Below are 12,606 nucleotides of genomic sequence, written 5' to 3' on the forward strand. Positions count from 1 at the left end.
CGGGAAGTCCGATTCCTTAGGGGCAAAAACAGATAATTCTGTAATTCAATTACTTAACTTTAGACTTCAATACCTGTTCAGCTGAAAACTTACCTTCAGTAGTACTCCCTGCCGTAACTTCTGACGATCCTTTAGGTTTCGGTGCAATCACTATATAATCCAATTGTCCCTTATCTGTATAGTAAACTGTGCCTGATGAAATTGTAGCCTTCGTACTTGGAAGACTTAATTTATTATCTAAATAACCTGCAGTTTGCATATCTGCTATAGTTACACTTACTGCAGTTGTAGAATTGCTGAATTGTCCATCCTTCGCACCAACGATATATAATCTTGAAGCATCATAAATTTGACGAGCAGTAGCAATATCCGAATCCTCTTTAGCGTCAGAAATTATGTTTCCAATCAAAGGTATAGCAATTACCGCAATAATCCCCAAAATAACAATAACCGCCAGCAACTCAATCAGCGTAAACCCCTTTTGATTTTCCTCTTTGCTTAATCTTCTCTTAATGGCTTGTGCTAACATTTGATTTCCCCCTCTAAGTGGTGTGTGAGTGATAAAACCTATATTCTTCATTTCAGTGAATCCAGCATCATCTTTCTTGTGCTTACGGAAACAGCTCGTCCATCGTCGTCTAATCGCCAGCGTAAGTTCGTGGATCTTGCCCCGCCTCCCCGGCGTCACCCCTCTCAATATATACAAGGAACCAAGAGGTTCACATATTACCGTACAGACTGAACATCGGCAGCATAATGGCAGCTACAATGACACCTACAACAGCAGCTAAAAAAGCAATCAGCAGCGGTTCAAGCAGCGATTTCAGACGGTCGACGGTATTCTCCACGTCCATCTCATAAAAATCAGCTACCTTGGACAACATTGTGTCGAGTGCCCCTGTCTCTTCGCCAATCGCGATCATCTGTGTAACTAGTGGCGGGAAGACCCAGGCTTTTTTTAGCGGGTCAGATAGTGGATTTCCTTGTCGCAGCGAATCCCCTGCACTACGGATGAATTTCCCGATGACCTTATTTCCTGCTACCTCCTCAACAATCACCAAGGACTGTAGGATCGGTACAGAGCTGGCATAAAGAGAAGAAAAAGTACGCGTAAACTGAGCAATCGAGCCCTTTTGATTCAGCTTGCCGAACACAGGAATTTTTAACTTGGCATAATCAAGGGCATAAGCACCCTTTTCCGTACGTTTTGTAATCTGAAAAGCTATCACTAGGAGAAGTACTCCGAGTATCCAGAAATACCATTGACCTTGAATGCTTTTGCTAAGTGCCAAGACCATCTGTGTAATTGCCGGAAGCTCGGCATCCATCGATTCAAACATCGTTACAAACTGCGGCACAATCGCCCAAAGTAGATAGATAACCGCGGCAATCGCCATAACCCCTACGGTAATCGGGTACGTAAGCGCTGATTTTATCTTCTCTGTCGTGGTGTGCTGTTTCTCAAAAAACATAGCCAACCTGTCCAGCGTCCCCTCAATATCACCGGATTCCTCACCGGCACGGATCATGCTGACAAATAGCTGCGGGAAGATTTTTTTATGATCCTGAACGGCTTGTGAGAACGATATCCCGCGCATCAGGCTGGAATTAACATCTACTAACGCTTTGCGCAGTGGCTTACTCTCGGTCTGCTCTGCCAAAATACGCGTTGCATCCACAATTGATACCCCCGCCCGCATAAGCGTGGCAAACTGCCTGCAATAAATGATGAAATGAAGCGGCTTAACGGGATTACCAATATAAATGTCCATCGATAAAATCGTGGTTTTGCGCTCAATCAGTGAAAATACCGTAAGTCCCCGCTTGCGTAGCTCCTCCATCGCCGTAGGTTTATCGGTTGCCGTTAGTTTCCCTTTGATAGATTTGCCTGCGGATGTCTTCACCTGATATTCAAAAAGAGGCATCAGCTGCTCACCTCCGCCATAAACGCCTTAGCTGCTGTTGGATCAATAAGCCCCTGCGATAAATAGTCACGGATGCTCATGTCCAATGTGTGCATGCCTTGTGAGCGTCCCGTTTGCATCACATTTTTGATCTGATGTGTTTTTTCGGTACGAATAAGATTGGCTACGGCTGGTGTATTGAGCAAAATTTCCGTAGCGCATAAACGCCCCCGACCTCCAGCCCTTGGGAACAACCGCTGACTGACTACTGCCAGCAGCACTGATGCTAATTGTGAACGAATCTGTCCCTGCTGATGTCCCGGAAAAGCGTCGATAATTCGGTCAATCGTCTGTGGTGCATCTGTTGTATGTAAGGTAGCCATCACAAGATGACCTGTTTCTGCGGCCGTAACTGCTGCTGAAATGGTCTCCAAATCCCGCATCTCACCAACGAGAATGACATCCGGATCCTGACGTAAGGCAGCACGTAATCCATTAGCAAAACTTGCGGTATCGCAGCCCACTTCACGTTGATCCACTAGACAGGTTCCATGGTTATGTAGAAATTCTATCGGATCTTCCAGAGTCACTATATGTTTGCTCTCCGTCTGGTTAATATAATTCAGCATAGCTGCAAGCGTAGAAGATTTGCCGCTGCCTGTGGGTCCTGTAACCAAAATTAGACCTTGTGGCTTAAGCGATAAAGTAGTTAAAATCGAAGGCATCGACAACTGTTCCAGACTCGGAATCTCTGCAGGAATGGCCCGGGCGGCGATACTAACCTCGCCCCGCTGACGATAAACGTTCACCCGGAATCTTACCCCACCATCAAGCGGATATGAAAAATCTAACTCGCCCGCATTCCGAAATGCTTCAAAACGTTCATTACCAAGTAGCGTTTTGGCCATATCTGCCGCTTCTTCAGCAGCCACGGATTCACCCTCAAGCGAGTGCAGCTTTCCATCCATCCGAATAACCGGCGGTGATCCTACGGAAATATGTAAGTCAGAAGCTTTGGAGGAGTAAGCCGTTTGTAATAGTTGTCTAATATCCCGCGTATACGTTGGCATTAGCCGCTCCCCCTAAGTCAGAATGCTAAATCCCTGTTAACCTCTAATGTGAGACCGTCTCGCGCATGACTTCTTGAAGCGTTGTAATTCCTTGACTGACCTTGAGCAGTCCGTCATCCATCAGTTGAACAAGCCCACGCGCTTTACCTGCTGCACGCAGTTCTTCTACTGAGGCAGTGTTTGTTATGAGCTGCCGTAAGTGATCATCAATACTGAGTACTTCATGAATCGCTATTCGTCCACGATAGCCAGAATTGTTACAGCTACCACAGCCGCGTCCACGCTGTAATTCTTCCGCAGGTAGTCCTAAGCTACGTAGCATAATTGCTTCCTGTTCAGATGGTTTGTAGGTTTCTTTGCAGTCAGTGCAGATTTTGCGCACCAGCCGCTGTGCTACCACACCAATCAGCGAAGAAGCGATCAAATAAGGTTCTACCCCCATATCCCGCAGTCGGGAGACGGAGCTAATCGCATCGTTTGTATGTAAAGTAGACAACACTAGATGACCCGTTAATGAGGCGCGAACAGCAATTTCTGCAGTTTCCGCATCCCGTATTTCACCAACCATTACGATATTCGGATCTTGTCGAAGAATCGAACGCAGCCCAGCTGCAAAGGTTAGTCCAATAGCCGAGTTTACGTGCACCTGATTTACTCCTTCAAGCTGGTATTCCACTGGATCTTCGACTGTGATAATATTTGCGCTTTCTACATTAAGTTGATTCAACGCTGAATATAAAGTTGTTGTTTTTCCGCTACCGGTAGGTCCTGTGATCAGCAAAATCCCATAAGGACGAGCTATCATCTCCTTAAAAGCTTCTGCATTCCCCTCACTGAATCCCAAAGCATCTATGGATTTGACCCCTGTGCTTAAATCTAGCAACCGCAGCACAATCTTCTCTCCGTGCATCGTTGGTAATGAAGACACACGAATATCTACCATTTTGTAATCGAACTGCATTTTGATCCGTCCGTCCTGCGGCAAACGCCGTTCTGCAATATTCAGGCGGGCCATTATTTTCAGACGGGCGGTGATAAAGCCCTGCATCTGCTTAGGAATAATCCGCTCTGTCCGTAAGGTTCCGTCAATGCGGTAGCGGATGGTTAAATTATTTTCACCTGGATCCATATGTATATCAGACGCCCGCAGAGCAACTGCCTGCTGAATCATCTGGTTGACCAAACGTACGATTGGGGAGTCCTCATCTGTAATCTCTGTCTCTTCTATTTCTTCCTGTGTCGGGAGTTCTACCAGCATCTGATTCATAGAATCGCGCATGCCATAGTGACGCGCAATCGCCCGCTGCAGCTCATCTCTCGTAGAAATAGCGGGTTCGATCCGGAAGCCAGTACTCATACGTAAATCTTCTATCGCAAAATAATCCAGCGGGTCCGCCATCGCAACCATCAGCTTGCCGCCCTCTTTTAAAAATGGAAGCACCTGATATCGCTTAGCCATACTTTCAGGGATTATCTGCGTGATTGCGGGATCTATCTGGTATTTAAATAAACTGACATGCGGGATGCCGAGTTGAAATTCAAGCACTTCAATCAACTGCTGCTCCGTAATATAGCCTTGAGAGATTAGCAGATCGCCGAGCTTACGTTTGCTCTTACGCTGTTCCGCGAGAGCCTCAAGCAACTGGTCCTGCGAAATAATATTATTTTCTACCAGCAAGTCTCCCAGTCTCTTTTTCGCGATAGCCAAGTCTATTCATCTCCGTATGCCGTTATTTATGCCGGCTGAAATAATGGATATTTTTTATAGAAATAGAAATCAAACTCCCAGCAAAATTCGCTCAAAAACGAAAGATATAATTACCATAAATACGCCTTCCATAAATTTGTCAATTTTGAGTATTTTTCAATCTAACTAGGACTTTAGTTATAATTTAATAGGTATATTTCAATAGATTTATGTTGTCTATCAATGCTGAATGTCCTAGAATGTATATAACATAGATTGGATAATTTTACAACGACACGGAATGAAAAAGGCTGTCGGAATCTAGCATATACGAGACGGAATACGACCATATCTGCCAATAGTTAACAATCAGGGAGAGATGACAATGAAACTTGAAAGCAACAAAAAAGTTTTTATTTTTACAGTAACTACCCTGCTTCTCCTTCTGCTTGTTCTGCCGATCAAAAATCACTTTATGAATGTCGATGCCAGTTCAAATGAATACCAAATTCGTATGCTGGAGGTTACGGAGAATGGGGTTAGTGAGCTTGCGTCTCTAAAAACGGGAATATCTAACCTTACCATTGACACGATGAGTATGAAGCGCTTTGTGGCGCTGCGGGATGATCTGGACGGGAGATATGATGCAGTATATATCGGGAAGGGAACTTACAGTACAAGTGGGGTCTCCGGAAAAGATCATAATACCAAAGCAGTTATGAATGACATAACTAATTTAAAAGCGAAAGAAATCACCGATTATTTTATTAATAAAGGACTTTACGTATTACTCAACAAAGAGCCGTTTGATATGCAAACAACTAACCAGCGCGGAATATTGTACAACACCTTCAATACCTACCGGACATTAACACCCAAATCAAATGTTAAGTTCGTCGATAACAATGAGTTAAATACATGGATCGAAAATTTGAAAAAAGATCCTTCTGCTCAGAAGGATCTTTTAAAGCAACGCCCTCGTATTCAAATTACTAATAAAGCTAACATTATTGATTACAGCCAGAATCAGGAACATGTTTATAAACCCGGAAATAATCTTAGTTTTAAATTCAACGTATCAAATGTAAATAATCTCAACGAACGTCCCATTCTAGCTAAATTGTATGTCAGTGTAGATAAGTCGATTAAAATGACTGAAAATGACGTCGTAGCTGTACAGACTTTAAATCAAGATCCTAATGGTGAAATTGTATACAAGCTTCCTAATACATACTCCGGGCTTCTATATTGGAAGCTAGAAATCGTAGATAACTTAAATCCGAACAAATTAAAAGACTTTGATAGTGGTATGATTCATTTCCTTGGCAAGAAAACAATCGTTAATATTCTTCAGGTGTTGCCTACTATCGCTGCTAATGAAAGAAGCAGTAGTTTACGCAATCCTGAAAATATGACGCAAAGCTTCCTAAGTAATAGCAGCTACGAGTTAAAAATTACAACCAAGACCATTTCCGAATTCAACACCGATATTGCGACTCAGTATGCCAAAGATAATAAATATGGATTAAACGGCGTATATGATATGCTCATTTTTGGATTTCGCGATGTTTATAATGACAAAGCCCCGTTAAGTGACCTTGCAACCCAGGCTGTTATTGATTTTACCGAGGTTACTAAACAAAGCGTTATGTTCACACATGATACGGTATATCAAAATAAAAGTAATTGGGTTAAAAAATTCAAAAAAATCACGGGTCAGATCGACCCGGAAACAAACTTAGGTTTAAAAGCTCCTAGTCCCTCAACTACAGTCAAACCAATCAATGATGGCTTGCTGACCCAGTACCCTTTCTACTTAAGTACTATCAATGCAAATAATGAGCAGACAAATATTATTCCACCACAAGTAGCAACTACTCATAATCAATACTTCACTTTGGATCTGGAGGATGCTTCGGTCATCCCATGGTATAACATAACCGGGAGTTCGCGCGATATCGATGATAGCTGGAACCACTATTACACATACTCAAAAGGAAATGTCACTTACTCAGGTACCGGTCATGTATTCGGAACATCCAGCATTAAATTTCCGGAATGGGAGCAAAAGCTCTTCGTCAATACAATGTATCGCGCGTATATTGGTGCAAATCATGCGCCAGAGATCACTGTATCAACACCTCAGCAAGGTGAAATAAAGCCTTCTTACCAGAATGAACTATTAATAGATTATGTTGTCGAAGATCCCGATTTAAAAGATCGTGATTTATTTACAACTATTCGTTTTAAGTCCGGGGATACTTATCTACCTAATACAGGGATGGCAGAGAAGGCAATTCTTTCAGGAGAAACTATTCATCAGGTATTTCCAAACCCTCTGCCGAGCGGTGGTGAACTCACAATAGAAATTACAGCGCGTGATAAGCAAGGCGCTTACGCAGCTCCCAAAAATATTGATATTACCATTTCGGAGGCAAGATCGAATCTTGAATTATCACGGGAATTGTCAACCAATGTTAGCACTAGCGGCGAAGTAGCAAAAAACGAACCTTTTACTATCACTTATATCATTCAAGCCAAGCCTATTCCTTTTGATCAAGTAAGTACTATCGATCAAGCCTACGATCATCAAATAATTTCTAATATTATTTTCCGTGATACTCTACCAGCGAACATTAAACTTGAAGCATCAGGTTTACCTGATGGGATGACTAATCCTTCTGGTAGTGTAGAAACAGGACTAACATTAGAGAAGCCGCTTAATAACATTACTTATACATTGAAGAACGTGAATGGGATTAAGACGTTCCAACCCGATTCTAATGAACCCATCAAATTCACTATTAATGTATCAGCAAATGTAGCAGCAAGATATATATTCAATAATGCCTTAGTTGACTTCGTAGATATTCATGCTGTTCCTTCTGCATCTCCTACTCCAACGGCGACAGCAGTTGTCACGGCTAGTCCATCATCTAGCGCTACTTCTAATTTCAACCCATCGGTTTCTGCAACTGGCTCCGGGCTTGGAATTGCTGGTGATTATAATGCTTTTATATTTGGAAAAGCCACAGTGACTGCTTCTTTGAGGGGTAATCTGGCAGCTGGGGGTGATACTACTACCAGTAGCGTGGACATTAACATGTCCAACGGCAACAAAGTACCTTATGCTATAGTTACTGGTGGTAACCTAGATTTCACCAATGGTACTGTATATGGAAATATCATTCACCAAGGAGAATTCAATAAAGTTGATAGTGGCAGCATCATCTCAGGAACATACAGGAAGGTTACCGATACACTTATCGATTTTGCGTCAGCTCAACAATATTATGTGAATCTATCGAATCAACTAGCTGCGGTTCCGCAAAATGGAACAACAGAGCTAAAATATAACGGTTTATATATTAAAGGAGATCATTCAGTCAACATATTTAACTTTACAGCAGATTATTTTAATCAGGCAGGATGGACTGATGTTACCGCTTCTTCAGGCTCTACTATGATTTATACTATTACTGGTCCAACTGTTAATGTTCACAAAGCCTTTAATCTGCCGCAGAATACAACAGGTAACAACATCCTATATAACTTTCCAGATGCAACAACGGTCAATATATCGGGGGTAGAAATAAAAGGGGCGATCCTGGCTCCTAAAGCAGCATTAAACATCAGCAATGGGAATGTATATGGCAATGTAATTGCCGCTTCTCTGAGTACTGCATCATGCTATATTGATATCCTACCCTATACGGGACCAATTCCTGTACCAACACCGACACCAACACCAACACCAACACCAACACCAACACCAACACCAACACCATCATCAACGCCGACACCGTCTTCTAATCCGCTAGTGCGTACGATCATTAAATTTTCTGAGATGACGATTACTGCCATCGACAGAATAACTACTTTAGAGTTAAGTGGAGCACAACTTTTATTAGGAGATAGCCAAAAGCTTTCTCTGACTATCAAGCCGTCGGAGAAATTTAATCAACTGATCTGGACATCAAGCAACGATAATATTGTTAGTGTTAGTCCATTAGGCGTCGTGTTTGGTAAAAAGGTTGGCTCTGCTGAAATTACAGTAGCTGCTAACGATGGAAGTAATCTTTCTAGAAAAGCTACTGTTACTGTTCTCGATCCACAATTAAATATTGTTGGACCTAACAGTGCTCTTGTAAATGAGAAAATAGATTTCAACGCTACTTACTTAACAAAAGAAACGGGAACCCAATTTTCATGGAGCGTCGTGGATGCAAATGGATTACCAACTAATGATGTAGCTCTTAATAGTGATAACGACCAGGCTCATCTTACAGCAACAAAATCAGGGGTATATACTGTAAATCTTACTGTAACTACTGATTTGAATACAGGTGGCGTTAATACCTTCAAAACAATAACTGTTGGACTTAAGTCCTTAACAATCAAAGGATCTAAGAGTGTTTTCCAGGAAGAAACAATTAATTTAGAGGTAATTACTGATCCTGACAGCGCAAGTAAAGAGCAGTATGAATGGAGTTTGGTTAACCGGAATGATCTTGAATATGCTGGATTTGTCGCTGCGAATAATCCTACTCCTGTCTCAACTATAACAACTTCCACGAAGAACGTTATATTAAAGGGCTTAAGTTCTCATGAAAATATTCAGATCCAGGTCAAAGCCGCTGGTACTATCAGCAATATTCATACAATAAGTGTGCCTCTTGATCCTGGACTATTATTCCACCCGGAATCAGGAAAAATCGCAGTCGGGGAATCCCTTAATTTGCTACCCTGCTTATGGATAACTCCTTATGGAAATCTACCTGATAGCATTTTACACAAACTGCAATGGGAGATAGTAAGTAACAAATCAAGTGAGGATGCTTCTAAACCAGTTGTTCTGCAAGAACAGAATGGGGTCTATCGTGGTATCAGTAAAGGAGAGGCTATTATTAGAGCTTATTATATTACCCAAAGTAAAAAGACAGTTGAAGCGTTTTATACGATAACGGTTATTGGAACACAAGATACTATAGAAAATCGCTACTAAATCACATCAAAATCTATATTATGTAAAAACAGCCGATCAGAAGTTGATCGGCTGCTTTTATAATTCATATTATCCTTTAATTTCCAGAAGGCGACAATTCGATGGGACCTACATTAATGTTTATTTGATTCACACGTGGCAGTCCCACATTTTGATCTTCGAATACTTGTTCATTATAATTAACAATAAAACGAGGAGACTCAACCTCCGTCTGGATATCAAAATTAAAGTTTGCAGATCCTGTCTCCTTCTTGACTTTGCCAACAACCGCATTGATAATCAAATCTCCTTTAGCAAAAAAGCCACCATCCAGTGAAAATATAGAGCCCACACCGTACAACTCTGCCGTACTATCCGTATAAAAAAAGGCTCTTAATCTTGTAGCCTCATTTTTAAACTCTTCAACCCGATTAATAAGTATAGCTCCCTTTGAGATCAATACAAGTTCTTTACTTCCGCTACCTGCAGTTGGTATTCCTGATATCGTGGCATCCACAATATCAGTTTTTCCAAGCACAAACATAGTAGAATCAAATTCAGCTTTTCCTCTGATATATAAATTCCCTGTCACCAAAATGTTGCTTTGGACAATGGCCGTTGAATAACTATCTATTGTTAAATCACCGTTTACAATAAGCCAATGAGCCCCAGTGCTTAGATTAAGCTTAGAAATATCCCTTATCTGATTTAACATTACTCCATCCAACTTTAGATTCCCTATAAAGATCGTGCTTCTCTCCAATCTCTCAAGGTTTTGCTTCAGTGATAGCTTCGCTTCTTCGAAAAGTCTATGTTTCTCCTGCTCCTTCTCTTCATCTGTATCACCAGTTGCAATGTCCTCAAAATCTTCTAACATAGGCATCCATAAGGTGGAAATGCCTCCGGGTTGCTGAAGCGTGTTAATTAATCTTGTTCCTCTAGCAGTGGGTTCTTCACTACTATTTGATCCAGCCACTCCATAATATCTATCGCTGAATACCTTCTTATTTCCAGCCGACCCTGAAGCTTCAGCAACTTTATCTAGGAAGGAATCCTCCACATTCACTTGGACAAACGTCGTTTTCTTTTTGATCTTTGCTTTTTCAACGATCGTCTTCACCCTATTATCTAGTGAAGAATAGTCGGCATCATCAATTGTCGGCACCTTTTCAAAAATATCACCCGTTCTGGAATAAAGCAGATCGTTCATTGATTGAATATGAGCTTCTCCATCGACTAACGGAAATAGACTGCGTTTTTCCAAATCTGCGTTATGTCTATACTTAGCCACTTGGCTAACTTTTAATTGATTTCCAGCATAAATATTCCCCTGAATATAAGGAGCACCATTCAAATAGATCGTTCCCTCAGAACCCAATGAATAATTCAAAAAATCTGGGAATGTCGTAATCACAACCTTTTGTTGCAACGTCCTTAACACGCCGTTTACCGTTGCATTGGCCTTAATCGTAACTACATGCTTACTACTTGTAGAACTGCCATCGAGAGTAATTCCCGTGATTTCATTGCTAGCTCCCTGTAAACTTGTATCGGTAACAAAAGCTCCTTTATTAGAATTGAGGCCCCTTAAAAATGTCTCTATTTCTTGATCAAACTGTGCCTGAGTAGTATTACTACTAACTTGTATTTTCTGATTTAAATCTGCTGTAATATAGGCAATCGCCTCATCAATCGATTTCTGCGCTAAATGAAGGCTTTGTACATCATTCTCACGAGTTTCGGTACGCCTAGCTCCTCCAATCGTAGCACTAAGCACCGTAACTCCTAAAATAGTGAGCAACAGGACGATAAACATCACAAGTACCAAAGCCGAACCTCGTTCCGATCGAAGGCTTGCCCGCCTCAACATCTCTGTTTTCCTCCTAAAATCCAAATTGGCTTTCCAATTCCATCTTATCCGAATCATTTCCCTTATACTTTAATACCAACTTAATCTGGATCAGACCAGAATTGCATAGCGAGGCTACATTACATGATCTACCATCTGATGTGGAAGCAGTTATGATAGAACCTGCCATATTCGATTGTACCGCGATAGGAGAACCAGATTCTGCTCCACTTTCCTTACCATTTATAACAATTTCATTTCCTGATACCCGAATCACACGCGGAGAACTCCCGTCTTTTATTAGTTCAATTCCACCAGATATATTTTGTAGCCTTTCAGGACTATATGTATAGAGTTCAGTAATAATAGAGGACATGATCAGATCCGCTTCGTCCCGTAAAGCGTTCTGAACTGAGATTTTATGATAGCTGCGAAATCCATACATAGTAACTCCAGAGATTAGACCGACTATCATAGCAAATACAGTCAGTGCCGCAATTAATTCCACCAAAGTAAAACCTTGTTCCGACCTAAGTCGTTTAGCGAATTCTTTCATCAGTTATGTATCCCTCCAGCATTACGTTATAAGCGGGCTGTTCATTATTTTCTACTCGTCTTACCTCAACTTTAACGGGTATTAAATACTCCTTTACAGCTGATTTATCAATTGGAGTAGTGGACGGATGATCGACTAATTCCGGTTGATAGATAATATTGATCTTATAACGAATATCATTAACTGTTGGATTCAGAACATTTGCCAAAGCTGTCATGTTTGAGAATAGATTACTATAGCTGCAATTAACTATGGTGCATTTTTCAGCCTCTATCGCATCTTCCCCTTGCGTAAAAAATTCCTTCATCGCCTTAAAATCCTGCTTCTCCACATAAAACAGTGCATTCCGCGCCAGATTGACCATAATCGTTTTGTTCTGGTTCGATTTAGAGTAACTCATGGCGTTAGTAAAGTAAGACGTAAGCACCAGTGAAACTATCGATAAAATAACTATAGCTGCCAGCACTTCGATTAATGTAAATCCTTTTTCCTGCTTTAGGCCCGGTTTCATCCTACTTTCCGCCTCTCGCCTATGAAAATACTTTTCGTATTTGCA

General features: G+C 41.4%; 8 protein-coding genes. 1 reads left to right on the top strand and 7 read right to left on the bottom strand.

Going from position 1 to position 12,606, the window contains the following annotated elements:
- Positions 1–49: 49 nt before the first annotated feature.
- The 4 genes from MKZ16_RS30170 to MKZ16_RS30185 form a co-directional block, all read right to left on the bottom strand.
- Complete coding sequence (locus MKZ16_RS30170; protein ID WP_076107057.1) at positions 50–529, bottom strand: type II secretion system protein; 480 nt, start codon at positions 527–529, stop codon at positions 50–52.
- Between the two features lie 190 nt (positions 530–719).
- Positions 720–1,925 (bottom strand): type II secretion system F family protein, encoded by a 1,206-nt coding sequence (locus MKZ16_RS30175; protein WP_339815134.1) that lies wholly within the window; start codon positions 1,923–1,925, stop codon positions 720–722.
- Complete coding sequence (locus tag MKZ16_RS30180) at positions 1,925–2,974, bottom strand: type IV pilus twitching motility protein PilT (RefSeq protein WP_036678541.1); 1,050 nt, start codon at positions 2,972–2,974, stop codon at positions 1,925–1,927. The genes MKZ16_RS30175 and MKZ16_RS30180 overlap by 1 nt, the downstream gene beginning before the upstream one ends.
- Before the next feature lie 43 nt (positions 2,975–3,017).
- Complete coding sequence (locus MKZ16_RS30185; RefSeq protein WP_038573557.1) at positions 3,018–4,682, bottom strand: ATPase, T2SS/T4P/T4SS family; 1,665 nt, start codon at positions 4,680–4,682, stop codon at positions 3,018–3,020.
- A 364-nt stretch (positions 4,683–5,046) separates the two neighbouring features.
- Here MKZ16_RS30185 and MKZ16_RS30190 point away from each other — a divergent pair, with 364 nt between their 5' ends.
- Positions 5,047–9,666, top strand: coding sequence for a DUF5057 domain-containing protein (locus tag MKZ16_RS30190; protein ID WP_076107053.1), 4,620 nt, complete (start codon positions 5,047–5,049; stop codon positions 9,664–9,666).
- Positions 9,667–9,742: 76 nt separating this feature from the next.
- On the opposite strand, the gene MKZ16_RS30195 is transcribed toward MKZ16_RS30190, so the two are convergent.
- From MKZ16_RS30195 to MKZ16_RS30205, 3 genes are read right to left on the bottom strand one after another with little or no spacing between them, the layout of a single operon-like run.
- Complete coding sequence (locus MKZ16_RS30195) at positions 9,743–11,473, bottom strand: hypothetical protein (protein ID WP_143759112.1); 1,731 nt, start codon at positions 11,471–11,473, stop codon at positions 9,743–9,745.
- A gap of 55 nt (positions 11,474–11,528) precedes the next feature.
- Positions 11,529–12,050, bottom strand: coding sequence for a type II secretion system protein (locus MKZ16_RS30200; protein WP_076107049.1), 522 nt, complete (start codon positions 12,048–12,050; stop codon positions 11,529–11,531).
- A complete protein-coding gene (locus MKZ16_RS30205) occupies positions 12,034–12,561 on the bottom strand; it encodes a type II secretion system protein (RefSeq protein ID WP_076107047.1) in 528 nt (175 codons plus the stop codon). The genes MKZ16_RS30200 and MKZ16_RS30205 overlap by 17 nt, the downstream gene beginning before the upstream one ends.
- Between the last annotated feature and the right edge of the window lie 45 nt (positions 12,562–12,606).

The organism is Paenibacillus sp. FSL R5-0928, assembly GCF_037970385.1.
In the GTDB taxonomy this organism is placed as follows: Bacteria; Bacillota; Bacilli; order Paenibacillales; family Paenibacillaceae; genus Paenibacillus_AQ; species Paenibacillus_AQ odorifer.